This window comes from Tildeniella sp. (assembly GCF_059505325.1).
The window spans coordinates 50,692-70,571 of sequence record NZ_JCACKI010000019.1 but is presented as its reverse complement, the minus strand read 5'-3'; the positions used below and the strand labels follow the sequence as shown (position 1 = coordinate 70,571).

Genomic DNA, 19,880 nt, shown 5'->3' with positions numbered 1-19,880 from the left:
TTATTCTTACCCTTATGGTTCAGTACACCCTCATTCAAAGCCCAGAAGTGATTTTGACTGTTTCTGGTAAGGATTCTGCCAAAGCCCGCGAGAAAGCGATGGATCAGTTAATCGAACTGATGGACGCGGGCGAACTCCCGACCGAACTTTCTGATGGTTTTGCTCCTCAACAGTTTATTGAAGTGAAAGAACCTATCGTTAACCCCAGCCCTGACGAAGATGCCGTCACTCAAGCGGTACAGATACTGAGCAACCTGGCAACGTTAAAGCTAAAGCTGCAAGACTCACGTGCAGAGGCACTCCAGGTACATGCTCAGCTTGATATGCTCTTTAGCGACGACCCTGTGAGCGAAGAAGAAATCGCTACCCTTAAAGATGGCTTTAAAGTGCTAAAAACCTACGCTCAGGCAAATCTTCGCTACCAAGAAGCGAGAAAGCACGCAAAAGATGCCCGTGATGTGCTCGATCGCGCCCTCAATACCGCTGATCCTGAACCGAAAGTGAGCAAAAAGAGCGAGCACTAAAAGGTCGCTAGTGCCGTACTGTCGTCACAATTGCGGCTCAAGCGTTGGAACGGCTTCTGTCCATTGAGCCAGGAACTAACCTCGACTCCCCATCGTTGTCTGAAAAGCGGGTCGTTCGGATAGATGCTTGAGGTAAACCATTACGGCTGGAAAGGTACTAAAGTCCATTTGAAATCGCATCTGAAAAAAGCCCAGCGTTGAACCAATGGCTACGTCTGCGGTGCTGAACTGCTCACCTAACAGATAAGGCTGACGCTCTAAGATTTGGTCGATCGGCTTAAGCAGACGAATCATTTCACGATCGCGCGTGACTTCATTCAAAAGCTCCGGTCCTAACGTGGCATTGGCAAACATTACCCACTGTGCCATTTCAGCCCGTTGCTCAGTTGTGTCAGCCTGACCGTACTTCTCTGCCAGGTAAAGCAAAATCGCGCCTGACTCCCACAGCGTAAAGTCACCATCCACGATCGCGGGCACTTTGCCAATGGGGTTAATTGCTGTGTAATCGGACTCCAAATGTTCCCCTACCTGCAGATCCAGCAGCACAAATTCGTAGGGAACCTGTAACTCTTCTAAACCCCACTGCACGATCGACGCGCGGCTGAACTTCCCACCGTAAAGCTTGAGCATAAGAACCCTTTACCTGAACCTCAATCGTCTCGTAACCGTCTAAAAACTAACAACTACTTAAAGCACCTTATGTGTATATTCATGCTGCTTTACATTGTCCTCGGTTTTGACAATGCGCTGCGAATTGAGCACTCGTTTACGCTCGATCGAATAAGCAAAATCGCTACGGCTGGAGCCTATAGGAATGTGCCCCTGAGCGACAGGACGAACTTTATAGGTACGCGCAGCCGCGATCGCTCGATCGACAAATTCATCGCAAAATTGTGCGGTGGTGGGAAACTCGGCAGGTAGCTGGGGTGGGTCGCTCAAGAGAACGGCTCCTAGTGTTGTGGCGATCGCGGTTTGATAAGACGTAGGAATGCCTTTGATGATCGCCTCTAGTGCCGCAGAAGGAATGGGTTCCACAACAGCAACCTCATGAACCTCACCTTCATCTTTAACAAAGCAGGTTGCTAAGCCCAAAACAAGATAATCATCGGCTGCTAAGTCAGGCGCATTCAAATCAAAGGTTGCGGTTGTCATAGGGAAATCCAGTATTCAGATTCGATACGAGAGCAATCAAGCACTGTGTTGCATTCTACCAACTTCGTGAGGCGCTTCCCACTTCTCTTCTTACCCGATGCCATGAGCCAGGTGATGTATCTGGCACTCTGCTTCAGAAATAGAGCCATCCGTCGCTGTAGCCCATGAAAGATTCGGTGGATAAGTCCTGTCAGCGGTTACAGACGGCGTAGCCTACAAAAACTCACTTGAGACACATCAGCAAGTGACACACCGATAAAGCAACTCCAAAAGGAAAATCTTTAGTCTAATCGCATATCCAAGGGAAGAAAGCTATGAATCCTCGCGTGTTTAAGGGTCAGCAAAACAAGGAGCGGCGAAACGGTGCCGACCAATCCACCCGACCGTTCGCCCCCGTAACAGCAGGTGCTATTCAAACTAGACAGGAACGCCATTTAGACGGCAAGCAAATCGCACCCGATCGATCGGATGTTGCATGTCTCAGTTTGGCTGAACAGAACACCTTACTGCGTCAGAAGGCACTGTATGAGGTCAAACAAGGTCACTATGATGCTGCGATCGCTCTTTTCAGCGTGCTGATCGAGCGTAACCCTCAAAGCGTCAATGACTATAACAATCGCGGACTGTTGTACGTTCAGAACGGGCAGCTTGCCTACGCTCTAGCTGACTACAATGCTGCATTGCAGTTAAACCCTCGACTGGCAAAAATTTATAACAACCGTGCGAACTGCTATGCTTCACTGGGACGACCAATGGAAGCCCTTTTTGACTACGAAACAGCGCTTGACCTTAATCCTGCTAATACACACGCACGCATCAACCAAGGCATTACGTTCCGCGAGTTAGAAATGTACGAGCATGCGATCGAAACCTTCGACCTTGCGCTCCAGTTTGATCAACTGTTGAGTGGTGCTAGTCATACTGGCAAAACAACGTCGATCGCGGGTCATATCTATGCTGAGCGTGGACGCACATCGCATCTTGCAGGCGACTGGAACTATGCCGTTGCTGACTACCGCCGTACGCTTGCGGTGCTGTCTCCTAGTGAGACCACACTTTTAGATGTCTCTCAGCGTCTGCGCTTACAAGTTAAAGTTTGGCTCAGTGAGCTTCTCAAGCCTCAACCCAACGCATCATAGAGCCTCTAATCTAACCTCGTTTCTACGCTCTATCCAAGCTATGGCTTGGCTGGCTCACGCCAAATAATACGCTGCTGCTGCAAACCAATGCGATGGCTCTGAGCCTGCATATTTGCCTCTGTCTGATAGGGATCAAAATACTGCCGGAAATTGTTTTGCACACGGTGCAACCGTTCATCGGTGGATTGTACCGTTACTTGAAGCTCTTGCAATCTAGCTGCCTGGGACGATCGATACGGTAAAAGCTGTGTTAGAGCGCTAATTGCAACCATTGACAAGACAACATTAACCGATAGCCTGACAGTTGATTCGATTACGACTGCGCGGTGAGGATGCTGGCGCTGCTTTGCTTTGGCGCGAGGAACCGTCCGGGCACGTCTAGGCGGCTGCGGCGGAAGATAAGACGGTTTCAGTGCGTGCATGGTGTTCAGTCCGGTCTAGGCAGGCAAAATGTCAATCAATCTCTGAAGCAGCGTCTACAGGTAGCCGCAAGCATGAAAGCAGCTGGAGTTCGAGCTAGTTAGAAAAGCTTGATCTATTAAAGTCAACAACGCGCCAGTTGGCAACTTTAATTTAGGGTATTTGTTAACCGTAGGGCAACAAGCAAGTCAAAAAAATAGGTAGCCTGCTTTGCGATCGTGCCCTCAAATGAGGGTCATTGCTCTAACCCGAAAGCATAACCAGAGGATTATAGAGCCGAATCGCAAAACAACCTACCTATCGTGTTGCAACAAACGATGTCTATTTGTAAAGCTCGGTCGCTAAACGAAAGGCAAGAACGCCAGGAACGAGTGCTACAACCAAAGCAATGAAGATCTGAGTCTCGGATAGCATTGCTTAAAAACTCCTTATCGTAGGGTTTATTGTTCCTCAATGTCCTCTAAAGTGCGTCCCTGGGGAACATTTTGTTACAAGATGCAATAGAACAGCTAACTTGGCAAACCCTCTCCAGATCACAGTCGCTACCTCTAACAGCACACTCAGCCACTCTCACTTTAAGCCAGGAGTTAACTGCGTAACTCCTATTAGCGAATTTTCGCGCTTAGCGTTAGGCTGGATTAAGAAGACTGAGTACGCTTTGACAGCGGGGATCGTTTAGCGCTATCCGCTAACTAGCGCTGTAAACTGATGTGGTCATGGACTGTAAACAGTTCAGGCGATGTGCTGATCTTGCTTGGTCAAGGTCGGGTTTGCAGTCAGTGTTGAAGTCAACGTGTATCTTGTGGCTCAGTCAGATTCCCCTTTAAATGAGCGGAGCCTGCTGAGTGCTGCTACAAGCCGTTGTCGTCAGTGCGCGACGTTTGAACTTTAGAAATCACGAATGCTAGATCAACTGCTTGATTCTCCTAATTTTGGGGTCGAAACGCTACTGGTGTTGCCCGTTTTGATTGCACTTGAGGCTGTGCTGTCGGCGGACAATGCGATCGCGCTTGCTGCGCTGGCGCAGGGTTTGCACGATAGCGTCTTGCAGCGACGTGCGCTCAACATTGGTCTGGTGCTCGCCTACATTTTGCGTATTACTCTGATTTTGACGGCAACATGGGTCGTGCGGTTTTGGCAATTTGAGCTGGCAGGAGCGCTCTACCTCTTGTGGTTGGTCTTTCAGTACTTCACGTCAAAACCTGACCAGGAGGACGAAAATCAGCATCACGGACCTCGCTTTTCATCGCTTTGGCAAGCGATCCCCATGATTGGCATTACCGATTTGGCGTTCTCGCTCGACAGTGTGACGACGGCGATCGCGGTTTCTCAAGACACCTGGCTGATCCTCATTGGTGCCACGATCGGCATTATCACCCTGCGCTTTATGGCGGGGCTATTTATTCGCTGGCTCAAGGAGTTTCAACACCTGCAAGATGCAGGCTATGTCACAGTCGCGCTAGTTGGGTTGCGGCTACTGCTGAGAGTGATTAATCCTGCTCTTGTGCCACCAGAATGGACGATGATTAGCGCGATCGCGCTGATTTTTCTGTGGGGCTTTTCCAAGCGCAACGATGCGTTAGAGATCTTGCTACCCGATGGCATGAACGAAGCGCAGGACGTTGAGAGACAAGCTGAGAAAGAAAAAGCAGAATTATGAGGTTTGAGTGTCGCTCAGGCGAGAAACCGGGTTTCTGAAGTTATACAAATGTAAGCCGTATACCTTAGCAGAGAAACCCGGTTTTTGAGTTCAAGCTACTCGTGAATCCACGACAGCAAGGCGGGTTGCCAATGGACGAGTTCCTCTTCCTTAAACCAAAGGCTCACTTCTTGCTGAGCAGTTTCAGGAGCATCAGAGCCGTGAATCAGATTGCGCCCTACGTTCACCCCAAGGTCGCCGCGAATGGTGCCTGGCTCTGAGTTGAGTGGATTGGTTGCACCAATCATCTTCCGAGCAGAGGCAATCACCCCCTCACCTTCCCATACCATCGCTACAACAGGGGCAGAGGTGATAAAGTCCACCAGTCCGGCAAAGAAAGGACGTTCTCGATGAACACCATAATGAGTCTCTGCCAGTTCACGACTGACGTTCATCAGCTTTAAGCCAACCAGGGTGAACCCTTTTGTTTCAAAGCGGCGGATGATCTCACCAACCAGTTTACGCTGAACGCCGTCGGGCTTAATTGCCAAAAATGTCCGTTCCAAGGTTAGCTCCTAGAGTTTAAGCAACTGTTACAGCACCAGATTAGCCTATGACGGTGGTGAAGTGAGGGATGAGAGGTGAGGTGAGGGGTAAGGTGAGAGGAGTGAAGGGCAACCAGTGGTTGTGGTTATGAGCAACCTAGCGATTCACGCGTATCTACGCCAGTTATGGGATTGGTGCCGCTGGCGGTTTTACACAGTTGCAAAACCTGGGTGCGATCGAGCAGTGCGAAGCTAAAGTCTGCCCCTGTGACGTTTGCGTCTCGAAAGCTAGATTTAAGCAACATGGCAGAGGTGAAGATCGCATCGCTCAGATCGGCTCCTGCCAAAGTCGTGAGGTAGGCGATGCCGTTGCTGAAATTCACTCCATGCAAGTTAGCGTTGGTGAGATCGGAGCTATTGAACACAGCGCCCTGCAAGTCTGCTCCGCTAAAGTTAGCGCCTTTTAGCTTGGCGTTGCCAAATTCTTCTCTGGCTAAATTTTGGTCTGAGTAGTTCTGGACGGTTCCTTCGGCATCATCATACGCTCGGATTGCCGCTGAACTAGCAGCTTGGGCAGAAACAGGGGCAAGAGGAAGCAGTAGAAGCAATGCCACAAAGAAAGTGAGAAGACGCTGGAAGATACGCATGATAAAGGTTGAATTTGACCGCTTGCCATCGTCAAACTTAACATTTTTTATTACATGCTGAATGGTCGCTTGATAGGGTTTCGATCGCTCATCGGCGTACACACCATGACCAGAGCAGCTACAAGAGTTCTTTGAATTAGAAGACCTTTAGCATCAGAAGACAACGTTGCACCAGTGCAGAAACGACTGTCGCTACGAACTCAATGCGTCGGAGAGGTAATCAGCCGCAGCTTCTACCAAAGCGATCGCGTTTTCATACACCATCCGAGTAGGTCCCAGCACACCGACGCTGCCGACGGGCACAGAGTCTTTGTGGTAAGTCGAGGAAATCAGCGTGCAGGTGCGCATTGGTTCTAAGGGATTTTCTGCCCCGATACGAATCGTGACGCGTTTACCCGGCTGCTGTAGGTCTGAGCGCTCAAAAATGAGAGGCACTAATTGGTGCTGTTCTTCCTCTAAAAGATGAATAATCGTTTGCACCTGTTGAAGTTCCGAAAATTCTGGCTGACGCAGGACTTCTGCCAGACCACTGATGACGATTTGTGCTGGAGGAGGGGGTTGGGAGCGACGTGTTAGTTCGACCAAAATAGTTCTGAGGAGGTCAGCATAGCGCTCAAATTCACGATCGAGTTCGCTCCAATCAAGCGTTGCTAGTTCGACGATCGCCCGTCCTCGCAACTGACTGTTCAAGAAGTTAGACAAAATTTGCAGTTCTCGCTCCAACAAGTCAGCATCAATGCCAGCCGCATCAGCCGATAACGGCAACTCAATTAGAGCCGACTGCGTTTCGTAAGAATCTGTCACGAAAATCAACATGATTCGACTGGAATCAACTGGCACAAGCTGCACATGGCGCAGATGGCTGGTGCGGGTTTGGGGCGTTGTGATGAGGGTAATGTAGCCACTAACCGTTGCCAGAATTTGGGCAGCGCCTCGCAGTAGTGCTTCAAAGCTCCAATCACCAGAATTGAGACGATCGTGGAGCAGATGTGCTACGTGCTGCGTTAAGTCATGGGATGGCACGATCAGCTGATCGACATAGGTGCGGTAGCCAGAGTCTGAAGGGATACGCCCGGCTGATATGTGCGGCTGGAAAAGCAAGCCGCCCTTCTCCAGCACCGCCATTGCATTGCGAATGGTGGCGGAACTGACACTGAGGTTATAGTCTCTAACCAATGCTTCGGAACCAACGGGTTCAGCCGTAGCAATATAGTGGCGGATAGTTGCTCGAAGCACCTGCTGTTGGCGACTGGTAAGATTGACCGATTGGGACATTCTAAGTTCGCGATCGTAAAAGGGTTGGAACAACCGCTGATGCCTCTAGACAGAAGCACCAGACAGGAAGATGCGAGATCGTAATCATATTGAGGATTTTTAGACTTAAGGTAGCAGATGCAGCATTCTTGCTCTAAGTTCTGATGCGCCAAGCACAAAAGCAACAAAACCTAAAAAGCTTTACTGCGTTTTAACAGAGACAGCTCATCCGGATGGTGTAGCAATTAGTACTGCGGAATCGATGAGTCAACCACGATCGCGTAAGCATCAATACCGCCGACTACATTCTTGACTTGCGTAAACCCCTGAGTCTGTAGCCACTGGCACATCTGCGCTGATCTAACCCCATGATGACACAGGACGATCGTTTCCTTCTCTGGGTCAAGCCGCGCTTGAATCTCACCTGACCATGTTGCAAACTCACTCAGCGGTAGATGCTCAAATCCCTCCAGTCTCGCAAGCTCTAATTCACTCGCTTCTCGCACATCAACAAACTGCACGGCATCGGAGGGCGTTTTCAGAAGCTGTCCTAACTCTGCGACACTGATTTGGGGGATGGGCTGGTAGTGAGTAGGCATGGCTGATGAGGTAGGGAGTGGGGAGTAGGGAGTGGGGAGTAGGGAGTGGGGAGTAGGGAGTGGGGGGCTTTGCAAAGGCTTTTACGGCAAGGGCGATCGTCATACAGCCCCTGGTTCAGCGACATCGACTGTGTATTGGTCTAATTTAGTTATCGATCGTACTTGAATTGGTCACTTCTAATGAATTAGCTTCTCGCTGACCGCTGACCGCTGACCGCTGATCGCTGACCGCTGACCGCTGACCGCTGATCGCTGACCGCCGACCGCTGACCGCTTCTCGCTGACCGCTGACCGCTTCTCACTGATGACTAACTGCTGATTGGCACGATCGCCCTGAGAAGATACACGCACTACAGGATAATGAGGTTGGACTATTCTTGCGCCCTTGCCTGTTGGGACATCTGATGCCATGAAGCTCCGTTCGTTCTTTTCTTTTTTGTCAGTCGTTGTGCTGGTGCTGCTATTGCTCAGCGCTGGCGGCTTCTACTGGTTAATTGCCCGTCATCCTATGCGGGTGCTGAGCGGCGACCCAAAAACTATTCCTGGCGCTGCGCTTTTTGTGTCTCGTCAGGCTCCTGTGATGGCATCGCTGTTGCTCAACCCGGCTCAGCTAGAGACGTTTCAACTGGCAGCAACTCCACCAGCGGCACGGCGTAAGGTAAGGGAAGAGCTAGACCAGCTCAAACAAAGTCTGCTGGCAAGTACAGGGCTGGACTATAAGCGAGACATTCAACCCTGGCTGGGAGACGAAATGACGCTGGCTGTAACGGCGCTGGATTTTGATCATGATGCTGCCAATGGGCAACAGCCAGGGTATTTAGCAGCGATCGCCACTCACGATCCAGAGCGATCGCGGGAGTTTCTGGAGCTGTTCTGGCAGAAGCGGGCGATCGCGGGTAGCGATTTGGTCTTTGAGCAGTACAAAGGTGTGAGAATCATTGCTGCCAATCCCCCTGCGTCTGAGCCTGATCGTCCCACTGCCCGTAAATCGAAACCCGACAAATACCGCCTTCAGCTAGAAGCGCCAAAAGTACCAATTGCACCCGCACCGATTGCTTCGCTGGCAAGTGCTGCGGTGGGCGATCGCTTTATCCTGTTTGCCAACCATCCTAAAGTGCTGCGTGAGGCAATCAACAACGTTCAGGCTCCTGACCTTAGCCTCGATCGCTCCAAACGCTTTACGCAGGCGATCGACGCGTTGACGCAGCCTCACGTTGGCTTAACGTTGATCGATCTACCTAAACTCGCAAAATTATTGGGGCGTGAACTGCCGATCGCTCCACAACTGCCAGTAGACAGTTCTGTAACGGTGATCGACGCGCTGCCACTCAGCCAAACGTTGATGGTTGGGTTGGCGCTCAATCAGTATGGGCTGCTAGCTGAAACTGCCTTGCTGTCACCAGACGAAACGCCATCTTCTTCACCATCGCTGTCTCAACCTGTGGGAGCGTTGCAATATCTGCCCAGCGGCAGCTCACTCTCCGCTTCAGGCACACACCTCGATCGCCTTTGGGAGCGTCTGGCAAATGGTCTTGCTCCCTATGAAACAGCCTCTCAACTGATTAACCAACCGCTGCAAGTGCTGCAAGATCGCTGGCAGCTTGACCTACCCAACGATGTTTTTCGTTGGGCAACAGGCGAATATGCGTTGGCGATGGTACCTCCAGAGACGGTAAGCGCCGATGGGATGCTGCGACCGGACTGGATCTTCGCTGCTCAACGTCCACAAGCGGTTGCCGATCAGCAGGCGATCGCGCACCTCGACGACATTGCCAAACAGCAGGGCTTGAACGTCGGACCGTTGACCATTGGCGATCGCACCGTTTCAGCCTGGACGCGCCTGACCACGACTGCACCCAAGGTTTCATCGCAACCACTCAGCTTACAGGCAGATGTACAAGGAGTGCATGCGTCTGTCGGCGATTATGAACTTTTTGCAACTTCAGTGGCTGCGATGGACAAAGCTCTTCACGCTGCCGATCGTTCACTCCCAGCAGATGAGTCCTTTAAGCGCGCCACTACGTCTTTGCTGAAGCCGAATAACGGCTACCTCTATCTCGATTGGGATACTAGCCGACCCGTTCTAGAACAGCAATTCCCTGTCTTGAAAGTGCTGGAGTTGGCAGGCAAGCCCTTTTTCAGCCGCCTGCGATCGCTCACCCTTAGCAGTTATGGCAGTCGGGCTGGTGTGCAACGTGGTGGCGCGTTAATTCAATTAAGAGGAACGGTATGAGTAGTCGTGCTAGGAGCGCATCCCAGGTTTGCAAACTCCCCTCACCCTTTTCTTGTATGCCGAAGGCTTTAAGCCCTCTTCCTAGTGAGAGGGACTTTGACTCTTGCTCCCTTCTCCTTTGGGAGAAGGGTTGGGGATGAGGGTGAGAGGTGTGGCTACAAAAATTGAGTACTCTCGATGCTATGGACAGTCAACCATACGGTAACCATGCGGCGCGTTGCACTTCACGTTGGCTGTAGAGAGGATGTCTCGGCTGTCCAAGCTTAGTCATGCCCAGACAGGAAACAGGCTTCCGACCATCTAATAAGGTCATCACAGCCCGATCGCGCGATCGTAGCGCTCCCCCATTGCCCCACGCCAGAATAATGTGATCCACCCGCTGAGCAAACGCCGCCAGATAGCGATCGTTCTCACTCCCAATCGGATCAGCGACACGGCAGAGAGCGGTTGGATCAGCACTGCAATAGGCAAACAGATTCACGACTTCTAAAGCACCATAGCCCCACGATCGCGCAAACCCAAGACAACGACGCAGTGTCGGATCATTCACAACCGCATCCGCTCGACTGGGATTAAGCATCACAAAACCAACCCTATCAGCTTGTTGATCCCACGATCGCCAGAGCAGATAGCGATAGTGACCAGTCGGATCAAACTCAGCACCAGTTCGCATAGTTAAGGACAAACTTCGAGTTTTAAGTGCTTCTGCCCCCTGCCTTCTGCCCCCTGCCCTCTGCAAGCTCATTTTGCTATCTCAGTCGTCACTTCATTCACCTGACGGCGCTTGAGGTCGAGACTTTCCGTGCGTGGCAAGAGGTCAAAGACTTCACGGAACTTCGTATCCAGCAGCTCAAACGGTACAACACCCGCTTCGTTTAGCACCACTTTTCCAGACGCATCGAACAGTACTGTCTGCGGCACAACGCCTTTGTAGTAGTACCCAGCCTCTGTCTCAGCGTAAGCAGACTTCTGAGGAATGCCATCCAGTCGTACAGGCAACAGATCTGCCGCTTTTCCGTAATAGGCTTGTACTTGAGAAACAACGGCTGAGTATGCTTTGCAATCGTTACTGTCATCAATGTAAAGCACTAAGAGCGTGGGTCGATCGCGCTTCAGTGCTTCTGCCAGCGTAAATTTCGGCGGTACCAGTGACCCATTGCCTGCGTAAAGGGTGAAAATTTCGCCATCATACCGATCGTCTTTCAACCCGGCTAACGCTGGAGAGGCTCCCCACAGCACAAGGCAGCCAACCAGCACCAACAGCAACCACGATCGCCCTAAACGTTTCTGCCATCGATCGACGGTTTGCACGCCCGTGATCACCAAACCCGACAAGTGCAACTGCAAAACTCTCATAGACCCCTGGCACTGCGATAACGTTTCTCCCACTATTGTCTAGCAAGCGAGGACGGAGGGGAAGGGGGCGGGAGGTGAGGGGTGAGGGGATAGGGAGCAGGAGGCAGAAGGCAGAGGGCAGGAGGCAGTCTAGCTCAACACTCAAAAACATTTCCCCCTTGCTCCCTCTACTCCCCCTGCCCCCCTTGCTCCCTCTACTCCCCTTGCTCCCTCTACTCCCCTTGCTCCCAAAACTAAAGCAAAGTTGTAGCGAGTTTATGTTAGCGTGTGATACAACTGTATGTAGGAATGCCTACGGATACTATCCTGAGTAAGTTTCTGGGAACGGAGTTTTGCGAGTCATTGCTGTTAGTTTCTCAAGCTGTTTTTTGGGTCTTGAGTGGGTCTCTGGCTTTGGATTTTGGCACTCTGGCAAACCAGTTTTTGGTCATATCAAAAGCTGGCACGATGTAGGCAGCTAGGTCATACACACGAGTCGAGAGCGTTCACTATGCAGAATGATGTAGCCACGATAAAACCAATTCGATCGCTTGAAGATGCTCTAGATCGCTGTCAGACATTAGGGATGCGGTTGAGCCGTCAACGGCGGTTTATTCTTGAGTTGCTGTGGCAAGAAAAAGAACATTTAGCTGCCAGAGAAATCTACAACCGTCTCAACCGTCAGGGCAAGGAAATTGGGCACACATCGGTTTACCAAAACCTTGAAGCGCTGTCTGAACATGGCATTATTGAATGTGTTGAGCGATCGGATGGGCGGCTTTACGGCAATATCAGTGATTCGCACAGCCATGTAAACTGTCTCGACACCGATCAGATTTTAGACGTTCACATTGAATTGCCGATCGAGTTGCTGCAGCAAATTGAGCAACAAACGGGCGTTCGCATCACAGATTATCACATTGATTTCTACGGCTATCGCAACGTACAAGAGCAGTAACGGCGACTTCCATCGGTTACTGATTGGGTAAGCCATAGTCTTGTGAATACGGGTGTGGGGGGTAGGGTGTGGTGAATGCAAATGAAAACGGCTGTAAAGCGGTGCTAACCTCGCTCGTCTGTCAATAAAGCAGTCATTTCATTGGGAGCAAATGGTGCTGTTGATGGGGAGATTGACCGTGAACGTTGTGCCCACATCAACAGCGCTCTGTACCGTGATGTCGCCACCATGAAGATCGACGCACTGCTTGACGATCGATAACCCTAAGCCAGTACCAGGAATAGTTTGGGCATTGCTGCCACGATGAAAGCGATCGAACAAGCGCTCAATGTCGCCTTGGGGAATGCCGATGCCGCAGTCTTGCACCTGAAACGTGACGGTATCGGCTGTAGAGATTAGCTCAAGCTGCACTTTGCCACCGTGCGGCGAGTATTTAAGCGCATTTGAAAGTAGATTGGTCAGAATGTGGCGCAGTAGTTTTTCATCAAGGTCACACGTTTTTTGTATCGCCGTTTCCGTTTGAGTAAAGACGATCGCGTGTTGAGTGGCGATCATTGTGTTGTCATGCTGAGTGTTATCATGCTGAAAGTCTGCTATTAATTGACGACAAAAGTCGGCTAAAGCAACGGGCGCTGGATTGCACTTCAATTCGCCCGCCTCAGCCGCGCTAATAAGCAACACTTCTTCAAGTAACTGCTTCATGCGATCGACGGCTTCTCTAGCTCGATGCAAAAAAAGCTTCTTTTTAGCTAGTGTGAGTTGATTGTCGTAACGTTGCAGCATATCAATTGACAAGAGAATCGAACTCAATGGGTTGCGAAATTCGTGAGACACGATCGCAATAAAGTTTGACTTTAAATCGTTGAGCGCTTTCTCCTTTTCCAGCGCTGCTTTAATTGCTTTTTCTGTCTGATGTTTATTAAGAGCAACTTCGATCGCAGTGACGAGATGATGGGTTTCAAACGGTTTAACAATATAGCCATAAGGCTGTGTAGTGTTCACCTGCTCGATTGTTGCTCGATCAGCATGAGCAGTCAGAAAGACGATGGGAATTGGGTTTTGTTGACGAATTTGAGCCGCTGTTTCAATGCCCGTTCTATTGCCTCGGAGGCGGATATCCATCAAGGCGAGATCGGGATGCCAGCGATCGACTGCATCTAGCGCTAGTTCGGCACAGTCGGCGATCGCCACTACTGTATAACCCAGTTGAAGCAACTGTCGTTGAATATCTAACGCAATGACAGGTTCGTCTTCTACAACAAGAATTTTAGCGCTCATCGTTTTTCACATTCATCGTTGTTTAGGCTGGTTTTGGAAAAGAAAGCTCAAATCTACTGCCACAGGTGCGATCGAGCACTAAGGTGCCACGCAACTGATGCAAAAAGGCATTCACAAGCTGGAGTCCTAGTGAGTTTAGATTCGGTAGATTGTTAGTCTGAGACCAAACAATTGACTCTGGAATGCCGACACCGTTATCAGCAATGACCAACAAGCACTGATTATCTTCTCGCAACGAAAAGCAGATTTGAAGCTCACCAGCGCGATCGTTCGGAAACGCATACTTCAACGCATTAGTGACCAATTCATTAATCATAAAACCGCATGGAATGACGGCATCTACAGACAGGTTGACTTCAGAAATTTCAAGCTTCAGCTTTATCTTTGTGGCATCAACGCTGTAAGAGCGAAGCAAATTTGCGACTAAACTATGCACATAGTCATGAAAGTCGATTTTGGCTAAACTGTCAGATTGATAGAGTTTTTCGTGGAGCAGTGCCATTGCCTTGATGCGATTTTGGCTATCTTTAAAGAGTGACAGTATGGCTGGATCGCGAATGGCATTTGCTTGCAAATTAAGTAAGCTAGACACCGTTTGCAAGTTGTTTTTAACGCGATGATGCACCTCTTTTAGAAGAATTTCCTTCTCTTGCAAGGACGCTTTGAGTTGGTTTTCCGCTTGTTTGCGATCGGTAATATTCCGCACAAAGCTACAGTGATACTCTTTATTGCTCAACTTAATATAATTAGCCGTCACCTCAGTCAAAAAAATTGTGCCATCTTTGGCTTTGATGCGTGCCTCAAACGTAGACGAACCTTTCGCCTTGATCGCTTGCCAGTGTTCTTCCCAAGCCGTTATGGGTAAGTCTGGATTCAAATCAGAAACCCGCATACCGATGATCGCTTCACGAGGGTAGCCCAGATCGCGGCAGGCAGCGTCATTGACATAATAGATTGAGCCATCCGGCTCCACCCACCAGATGGGATCAGCCGCCCGATCAATTGAAAACTGAGTGAGCCGGAGTGCCTTTTCTGCTTGTTTACGCTCTGTGATATCGTCATAAGTACCCAAAACGCCGACGACAGCACCATCTTGATCGTGTAGCGGCACTTTGCTTCTTGTAATCCAGCATTGCTCTTGCCCTGCCTTGACCAGCGTCTCTTCAATGGCGAGTTGAGACTGATTAGATGTGATGATCTGTCGATCTTCTACCTGACAACGTTCTGCATGAACAGCCCAGGGCAGTTCAAAATCATTTTTACCGATGATGTCGTTTGGCGCAGTTAAGCCTGCATCGATCGCAAACTGATAGTTGCAACCGAGATAGTTAAAGTTTTTGTCTTTCCAGAAAATAGCAGTGGGAACGGTATCAATGACCCGTTGCAGTAACTGCTGACTTGCACGCAAGGCTTCTTCTGCTCGCTTGCGATCGGTGATGTCTTCAATCATGCCCAGGCTGTAAGTATGACCATTTGGATCGCAAATAAGAGCCACAGTCAGGGTTGTCCAAAGCCAAGCCCCATTCTTCTTCCGAAACCGTTTTTCGATTTGAAACCGTGAGATGGTTCCATCTCGCAATTGTTTGCTCAGGTCAAGGTTTTGGTTAACATCATCAGGATGGGTGAAGTCAACATAGGTCATTGCGGCAAGGTCGGTATCGCTGTAGCCTAACAGGGCACGATGAGCCTGATTGACTTTGAGAACGTGGTAGGTATCAGCATCGGCAAGGCTAATGGCGATCGGTGCGTTATCAAAGATGGCGCGAAACTGCTCTTCACTCTTGCGTAACGCGGTTTCGGTTTCTTCGTGAGCGGCGATCTCAGCCCGTAACTGTTGATTTAATGCTTCAAGCTGAGCGGTACGCTGCTGCACACGTGCTTCAAGTTCCTGGTTGAGGGTTTGGAGCGCCAGTTCTGCCTGTTTACGTTTAGTAATGTTCCTGGCAACGCCGAGCATACGGATAGGGCGACCCTGCTGATCAAAGTACACTTGACCCTGACTGCAAACCCAGTGCTGCGCCCCGCCTGCCCAATGGACGCGAAATTCAATATTGTACTCTGCCCCCTCCAGAGCAAGCGCTAATGCTTGTTTCACAAAGGCGCGATCGTCTGGGTGAACGTCATCTAAAAAGGATGCATAGGCATTGGTATGGATCGGTGAAGCGATCTCAAAGTCGGCGCTCAGGCTGCCAGCATAAATCGCTATATCAGTTTGGATGTCCCAGTCCCAGTTGCTCATTTGCGCCGCTTTGAGTGCCAGTCTGAGCCGGGTTTCGCTGTCGCTCAGGGCGGCTTCTGCCTGCTTGCGATCGGTAATGTCCTGAACCTGATACACCACGCAAAGGACGTTTTCCTGCTCATCGCGCACGGCTGAAACACTCAACAAGCCCCAAACGAGATGCCCCTGTTGATGAAAGTAGCGCCGCTCTACATTGTACGCGGTGAGTTCTCCTGACAGGAGCTGTTGCAGTGGTGCCTGCCCAGACTCAAAATCATCGGGATGGATCAGTTGTTGACAGGTTTTGCTTAGAAGTTCGGTTTGGGTATAGCCCAGCATTTGACACAACGCAGCATTGACCTGCAAGAGCACACCGTCGGGCAATGTAACCGTCATCCCTACTGCTGTCGTGTCAAACACGCTGCGGAATCGTTGTTCGCTCTCACGTAAATTGGCTTCGATGCCTTTCCGTTTGGTGATGTCTTGAAAGTAGACTGCAAGCCCGTTAGCAAGGGGATAGACGCGCACCTCAAGCCAGGCGTTGAGAGGCGTGTAAAACGATTCAAAGGCTGTACTGCACTGTGCTTCAACGGCTCGACGATATTCGCTATCAAAAATGGAGCCGACTGCTTCGGGAAAGCGTTCCCAGACGTTGTTGCCCAGTAAGTCTGCCCGCGATCGCTGGAGTAACTGCTCAGCCTGGTGATTGAGATAGGTAAAGCACCAGTTTTCATCCAGGGTGTAAAACGCATCGGTAATGCTTTCGAGAATATGTGTCACCCATTCATTAGGCGCATGTTCATTAGGCTCATGCATGGCAGCCCTGCTGACGCGCACCGCTGCTTCTGGTTCTGGGTTAAGGCTTTGCGGCGATCGCGGTTGCACCGAGGCTGAAACATCCCGAATGACTAGCATCACGCCATTCTCCTCAGGCAAATTAACTTCAAGCAAATGATCTTCAGGCAAATTGGCTTCAGGCAAATTGGCTTCTGCATCTGGTAACGGTGCGACGGTAATGGCAAGGGCAAAATTGCGATCGTGCCTGCGGAAGCCATACTCCCCTTCGCAGCGCTGCTTGGTTGCCAAACCCCAATTCACTGGATGCTGTGACAGTGGCAACGGTTCTCCCTGATGTGTCAGAGGCAGTAGCTGAGTCAGCCGTTGCTCTGCTAATGTCGTGGCGGTTTGGTTGACGAGGCGCTCAAAGGCGGCATTGCACCACTGAATCCTCCCCTCACCATTTGTCCAGACGATCGACTCATTGACCCAACTGAGTGCGAATGCCATGTTGCTCAATGTGGCTTGCAGTTGACGGCTCAAAACGGTTGAGTCAGCAGAATCGCGCATAGCAAAAATTTCCAGGAGCGGACGATCGATTCAATTGTGGCAAATCTGTACAAGATTTTTGCCTGATCGCTGCAAAACAGGTCGAAGCTAATACAATATCGGCACAGTGCCACAGAGCCGCACGTCGATCGCAGCTCTGTGGTGTTGGCTTTGAGGACGCATGAATTGACTGATGAGACTGAATCAGGACTTACGCACTTGGAGCTTCGATCCTCCCTAGCTCCCATTGAGAAGGGGAAAGTCTGAAAGCTCCCTGGGCGATCGCAACAATCAATGGTTGTTTGAGCAGTGAGATTGTTAGTTCCAGTAGGGGTGCTGAGCTAACCGCTAAGTTTGTATCGTGCGGAAGCGGGTGTTATGGCAGGAAAATCGGTTGATCGATCGCGGGTACAAGCGTTTAAGTCTCGCTTTCAACAGACGGCAAGGCGATCGAACGTTACAGATGGCTCTGTTTCAAAGGTAGCTGTGAAGCAAGTGCCCACGGTGGCAGAAACTAACGCTAGTGGAAGGATGAGTGGCGATCGCGTTCAGAATGGGTCTAACACCATCATGCCGCTGCGTCATAGTCGTTTGTCTGCTCAGATCACACGAGGCTTACGGTTTTTGGCGGCACCGTTGGTTTGGTTCTGTCTCCTGGCATTTTGTGGCGGTACGGGTGTGGCAGCGTTTCTCTGGCTGACAACACTGCCGCCTGTAGCCAACTGCCAGAAGCTGCTCCCTTCTTCTGCCGATACCGACAAACTTTACTGCGCTGAGCAAACAGCTCGATCGGGCAAGGTCGAATCGCTGCTGGCAGGGCTGACGCTGGTCAAACATTGGTCGCCTGACCATCCCCTCTACATTCGTGCGAACCGGGCTATTAAGGAATGGTCGAAATCCCTTTTAACGATCGCCCAGATCAAAGCAGATCAGGGTGATTTGACAGGCGCGATCGCTCTGGCAAAAAAGATTCCGGCTAACAGTCCAATTCATGCCGAGGTGCAGACGGTACTGCTGGCTTGGCAAAAAGGTGCCAATCGTGGACAGGCGATCGATGCCGTGATCCAAACCGCTCTGAAGCAACAAGACTGGCAGACGGCGGCAACGAAAATTCAGGCGCTTGCAAGTCTAGATGATAAGTACGCGCAGCAAAACCTCAGTCGTTTACGGCAGCAGTTGGTCGCCGAACGTGCCGCTCGTCAAACGCTTCAGCAGGCGCGTCAGGTGGCGGAGAGTGCCCCTGAAAATGTAGTTATGATCGGACGTGCGATCGCGCTGGCGGAGCAGGTTGGTGCCCGTACCTATGCCCATATTGAGGCACAGAACGATGTGCAAACCTGGGGGCAATTGCTGCTCAATCGTCTGACGGCGCAGTTAGGGCAAGCTGATCTGGCTGGCGCGATCGCGACTGCTCAGGGACTGCCACTCAGTCTGCCGTTACCAGCAGTAGTCCGCGATTTGGTGTGGTTCAGTCGTGCCCAACCGCTCGCCGCCAACCGTCTGCTAAACAAATCGGTAGAGGAGCAGTTTGGACAACTCTGGGTCGCCCTGGCGCAGGTACGACAAATTCGGGCAGATAGCCCCCTTTATCCACCAGCAAAACCGCTCCTTTCCCGACTAGAGCAGCAGTCGCAGGATTTAATTCAGATCAAAATGGCAACATCTGTCGCCAAACTCAAGCAGATTTCAACGCTTCAGGGAGCGATCGCCCTGATGCAAGCCGTAACGCCCGATCGTCCTCAGCGGCTCTATGCTCAAACGCTGATTGCTCAATGGCGCAAAGAAATTCAGCAGCTTGAAGACCGCCCGTATCTCATGCAGGCAAGGCAGTTGGCAGCAACAGGCACGCCTCCCAAGCTGACTGCCGCGATCGCTCAGGCACGGCAAATTGCCCCTGGTCGAGCACTACGGCTGGAGGCTCAAAGCGCGATCGCCAAGTGGACACGCCAGATCCAAACCATTGAAGATCAACCGTTGCTGAACCGGGCACAGGCGCTTGCCAAAGAGAAAAAGCTGAAAGAAGCCATTCAAACAGCGACCAAAATTCGTGCGGGTCGGGCACTATACAAAGATGCTCAAGCCTCAATTGGCACCTGGACTGCCCAAATTCAACTTGCCGAAGACCAGTCGTTACTTGATGAAGCCAGAGCGCTGGCAGACCGGGGTAGGCTCACTGCTGCGATCGACCTTGCATCTAGAATCGGTTTGGCACGATCGCTGTATGGTGAAGCTCAACAAGCGATCGATCGCTGGTCTGCCCAACGCGATCAGCGCCTGAAATCCCGCCGCTCTTCACCTCGCTATGAACAGCCGTCTAGCCCAGAACCCTACAGACCAGAACTTTATACACCAGAGCCAGAACCCGCTTATGTGCCTCCAGTGAATGCACCGACGCTATCACCGGAATTGCCGCCGCCTTAAGGTAGGGAGTAGGGAGTGGGGAGTGGGGAGTAGGGAGTAGGGAGTAGGGAGTTGAGGGGGTAAGTGGATGGGAAGATGAGGAGATGAGAGGGGGGAGCAGAGGGAGTAAGGGAGGCAGGGGAAGCAGGGGAGCAAGGGGGGCAGAAGGAGTAGAGGGAGCAAGGGGGAGATGTTTTTTGACCGCTGACCGCT

19 protein-coding genes are annotated in these 19,880 nt (G+C 51.0%); 6 read left to right on the top strand and 13 right to left on the bottom strand.

Annotated features, from left to right (window positions below):
• Positions 1 to 14 precede the first annotated feature (14 nt).
• On the top strand, positions 15 to 524 hold the full coding sequence (locus tag AC5JO6_RS08285) for a hypothetical protein (protein ID WP_496080584.1): 510 nt from the start codon (positions 15 to 17) through the stop codon (positions 522 to 524).
• Positions 525 to 599: 75 nt separating this feature from the next.
• Here the strand turns inward: AC5JO6_RS08285 and AC5JO6_RS08280 are convergent, their stop codons facing one another.
• Together AC5JO6_RS08280 and AC5JO6_RS08275 are read right to left on the bottom strand one after the other, a co-directional pair.
• Complete coding sequence (locus AC5JO6_RS08280) at positions 600 to 1,154, bottom strand: glutathione S-transferase family protein (protein WP_496080583.1); 555 nt, start codon at positions 1,152 to 1,154, stop codon at positions 600 to 602.
• Between the two features lie 57 nt (positions 1,155 to 1,211).
• Positions 1,212 to 1,676, bottom strand: a complete 465-nt coding sequence (locus AC5JO6_RS08275) for a hypothetical protein (protein WP_496080582.1) — start codon at positions 1,674 to 1,676, stop codon at positions 1,212 to 1,214.
• 314 nt (positions 1,677 to 1,990) lie between these two features.
• On the opposite strand from AC5JO6_RS08275, the gene AC5JO6_RS08270 reads away from it, so the two are divergent.
• Positions 1,991 to 2,815 (top strand): tetratricopeptide repeat protein, encoded by an 825-nt coding sequence (locus AC5JO6_RS08270; RefSeq protein WP_496080581.1) that lies wholly within the window; start codon positions 1,991 to 1,993, stop codon positions 2,813 to 2,815.
• 38 nt (positions 2,816 to 2,853) lie between these two features.
• Here AC5JO6_RS08270 and AC5JO6_RS08265 read toward each other — a convergent pair whose 3' ends face one another.
• Together AC5JO6_RS08265 and psaM are read right to left on the bottom strand one after the other, a co-directional pair.
• Positions 2,854 to 3,237 (bottom strand): slr1601 family putative cell division protein, encoded by a 384-nt coding sequence (locus AC5JO6_RS08265; RefSeq protein WP_496080580.1) that lies wholly within the window; start codon positions 3,235 to 3,237, stop codon positions 2,854 to 2,856.
• Between the two features lie 319 nt (positions 3,238 to 3,556).
• Positions 3,557 to 3,649: a photosystem I reaction center subunit XII gene (gene psaM, locus AC5JO6_RS08260; protein ID WP_496066256.1), complete on the bottom strand. Its 93-nt coding sequence runs from the start codon at positions 3,647 to 3,649 to the stop codon at positions 3,557 to 3,559.
• 487 nt (positions 3,650 to 4,136) lie between these two features.
• On the opposite strand from psaM, the gene AC5JO6_RS08255 reads away from it, so the two are divergent.
• Positions 4,137 to 4,895 carry a TerC family protein gene (locus AC5JO6_RS08255; RefSeq protein ID WP_496080579.1) on the top strand — a complete coding sequence of 253 codons (759 nt, stop codon included), beginning with the start codon at positions 4,137 to 4,139 and terminating at the stop codon, positions 4,893 to 4,895.
• Positions 4,896 to 4,990: 95 nt separating this feature from the next.
• Here the strand turns inward: AC5JO6_RS08255 and ndk are convergent, their stop codons facing one another.
• The 5 genes from ndk to AC5JO6_RS08230 all read right to left on the bottom strand — a co-directional run bounded on the left by ndk (position 4,991) and on the right by AC5JO6_RS08230 (position 8,330).
• Positions 4,991 to 5,440, bottom strand: coding sequence for a nucleoside-diphosphate kinase (ndk, locus tag AC5JO6_RS08250; RefSeq protein ID WP_496080578.1), 450 nt, complete (start codon positions 5,438 to 5,440; stop codon positions 4,991 to 4,993).
• A gap of 125 nt (positions 5,441 to 5,565) precedes the next feature.
• A complete protein-coding gene (locus tag AC5JO6_RS08245; RefSeq protein WP_496080577.1) occupies positions 5,566 to 6,066 on the bottom strand; it encodes a pentapeptide repeat-containing protein in 501 nt (166 codons plus the stop codon).
• 192 nt (positions 6,067 to 6,258) lie between these two features.
• Positions 6,259 to 7,341, bottom strand: a complete 1,083-nt coding sequence (hrcA, locus tag AC5JO6_RS08240) for a heat-inducible transcriptional repressor HrcA (protein ID WP_496080576.1) — start codon at positions 7,339 to 7,341, stop codon at positions 6,259 to 6,261.
• 224 nt (positions 7,342 to 7,565) lie between these two features.
• Entirely contained in the window at positions 7,566 to 7,919 is a 354-nt protein-coding gene (locus tag AC5JO6_RS08235) for a rhodanese-like domain-containing protein (RefSeq protein WP_496080603.1), read from the bottom strand.
• Positions 7,920 to 8,096: 177 nt separating this feature from the next.
• A complete protein-coding gene (locus tag AC5JO6_RS08230) occupies positions 8,097 to 8,330 on the bottom strand; it encodes a hypothetical protein (protein ID WP_496080575.1) in 234 nt (77 codons plus the stop codon).
• Here AC5JO6_RS08230 and AC5JO6_RS08225 point away from each other — a divergent pair.
• Positions 8,329 to 10,152: a DUF3352 domain-containing protein gene (locus tag AC5JO6_RS08225; protein WP_496080574.1), complete on the top strand. Its 1,824-nt coding sequence runs from the start codon at positions 8,329 to 8,331 to the stop codon at positions 10,150 to 10,152. The genes AC5JO6_RS08230 and AC5JO6_RS08225 overlap by 2 nt on opposite strands.
• 190 nt (positions 10,153 to 10,342) lie before the next feature.
• Here the strand turns inward: AC5JO6_RS08225 and AC5JO6_RS08220 are convergent, their stop codons facing one another.
• The gene (locus tag AC5JO6_RS08220; RefSeq protein WP_496080573.1) at positions 10,343 to 10,825 is read right to left on the bottom strand and encodes a DUF1643 domain-containing protein; all 483 of its coding nucleotides are present in this window, start codon (positions 10,823 to 10,825) and stop codon (positions 10,343 to 10,345) included.
• Between the two features lie 68 nt (positions 10,826 to 10,893).
• Positions 10,894 to 11,508: a thylakoid membrane photosystem I accumulation factor gene (locus tag AC5JO6_RS08215; protein ID WP_496080572.1), complete on the bottom strand. Its 615-nt coding sequence runs from the start codon at positions 11,506 to 11,508 to the stop codon at positions 10,894 to 10,896.
• Positions 11,509 to 11,998: 490 nt separating this feature from the next.
• Between AC5JO6_RS08215 and AC5JO6_RS08210 the strand changes: the two genes are divergently transcribed.
• Positions 11,999 to 12,445 carry a Fur family transcriptional regulator gene (locus AC5JO6_RS08210; protein ID WP_496080571.1) on the top strand — a complete coding sequence of 149 codons (447 nt, stop codon included), beginning with the start codon at positions 11,999 to 12,001 and terminating at the stop codon, positions 12,443 to 12,445.
• 138 nt (positions 12,446 to 12,583) lie between these two features.
• On the opposite strand, the gene AC5JO6_RS08205 is transcribed toward AC5JO6_RS08210, so the two are convergent.
• Entirely contained in the window at positions 12,584 to 13,723 is a 1,140-nt protein-coding gene (locus tag AC5JO6_RS08205) for a hybrid sensor histidine kinase/response regulator (protein WP_496080570.1), read from the bottom strand.
• 22 nt (positions 13,724 to 13,745) lie between these two features.
• The gene (locus tag AC5JO6_RS08200; RefSeq protein ID WP_496080569.1) at positions 13,746 to 17,288 is read right to left on the bottom strand and encodes a PAS domain S-box protein; all 3,543 of its coding nucleotides are present in this window, start codon (positions 17,286 to 17,288) and stop codon (positions 13,746 to 13,748) included.
• 357 nt (positions 17,289 to 17,645) lie between these two features.
• Between AC5JO6_RS08200 and AC5JO6_RS08195 the strand changes: the two genes are divergently transcribed.
• Complete coding sequence (locus AC5JO6_RS08195) at positions 17,646 to 19,688, top strand: hypothetical protein (RefSeq protein ID WP_496080568.1); 2,043 nt, start codon at positions 17,646 to 17,648, stop codon at positions 19,686 to 19,688.
• The last annotated feature ends 192 nt before the right edge of the window (positions 19,689 to 19,880 follow it).

What these genes read in the sequence shown, in the direction of transcription:
- AC5JO6_RS08270 (WP_496080581.1), top strand. Translation starts at nt 1,991, where the DNA reads ATGAATCCTCGCGTGTTTAAGGGTCAGCAAAACAAGGAGCGGCGAAAC.
- AC5JO6_RS08245 (WP_496080577.1), bottom strand. Translation starts at nt 6,066, where the DNA reads ATGCGTATCTTCCAGCGTCTTCTCACTTTCTTTGTGGCATTGCTTCTA.
- AC5JO6_RS08230 (WP_496080575.1), bottom strand. Translation starts at nt 8,330, where the DNA reads ATGGCATCAGATGTCCCAACAGGCAAGGGCGCAAGAATAGTCCAACCT.
- AC5JO6_RS08200 (WP_496080569.1), bottom strand. Translation starts at nt 17,288, where the DNA reads ATGCGCGATTCTGCTGACTCAACCGTTTTGAGCCGTCAACTGCAAGCC.
- AC5JO6_RS08225 (WP_496080574.1), top strand. Translation starts at nt 8,329, where the DNA reads ATGAAGCTCCGTTCGTTCTTTTCTTTTTTGTCAGTCGTTGTGCTGGTG.
- AC5JO6_RS08235 (WP_496080603.1), bottom strand. Translation starts at nt 7,919, where the DNA reads ATGCCTACTCACTACCAGCCCATCCCCCAAATCAGTGTCGCAGAGTTA.
- AC5JO6_RS08275 (WP_496080582.1), bottom strand. Translation starts at nt 1,676, where the DNA reads ATGACAACCGCAACCTTTGATTTGAATGCGCCTGACTTAGCAGCCGAT.
- AC5JO6_RS08195 (WP_496080568.1), top strand. Translation starts at nt 17,646, where the DNA reads ATGGCAGGAAAATCGGTTGATCGATCGCGGGTACAAGCGTTTAAGTCT.
- psaM (WP_496066256.1), bottom strand. Translation starts at nt 3,649, where the DNA reads ATGCTATCCGAGACTCAGATCTTCATTGCTTTGGTTGTAGCACTCGTT.
- AC5JO6_RS08255 (WP_496080579.1), top strand. Translation starts at nt 4,137, where the DNA reads ATGCTAGATCAACTGCTTGATTCTCCTAATTTTGGGGTCGAAACGCTA.
- AC5JO6_RS08285 (WP_496080584.1), top strand. Translation starts at nt 15, where the DNA reads ATGGTTCAGTACACCCTCATTCAAAGCCCAGAAGTGATTTTGACTGTT.
- AC5JO6_RS08220 (WP_496080573.1), bottom strand. Translation starts at nt 10,825, where the DNA reads ATGCGAACTGGTGCTGAGTTTGATCCGACTGGTCACTATCGCTATCTG.
- AC5JO6_RS08205 (WP_496080570.1), bottom strand. Translation starts at nt 13,723, where the DNA reads ATGAGCGCTAAAATTCTTGTTGTAGAAGACGAACCTGTCATTGCGTTA.
- AC5JO6_RS08265 (WP_496080580.1), bottom strand. Translation starts at nt 3,237, where the DNA reads ATGCACGCACTGAAACCGTCTTATCTTCCGCCGCAGCCGCCTAGACGT.
- AC5JO6_RS08210 (WP_496080571.1), top strand. Translation starts at nt 11,999, where the DNA reads ATGCAGAATGATGTAGCCACGATAAAACCAATTCGATCGCTTGAAGAT.
- AC5JO6_RS08280 (WP_496080583.1), bottom strand. Translation starts at nt 1,154, where the DNA reads ATGCTCAAGCTTTACGGTGGGAAGTTCAGCCGCGCGTCGATCGTGCAG.
- hrcA (WP_496080576.1), bottom strand. Translation starts at nt 7,341, where the DNA reads ATGTCCCAATCGGTCAATCTTACCAGTCGCCAACAGCAGGTGCTTCGA.
- AC5JO6_RS08215 (WP_496080572.1), bottom strand. Translation starts at nt 11,508, where the DNA reads ATGAGAGTTTTGCAGTTGCACTTGTCGGGTTTGGTGATCACGGGCGTG.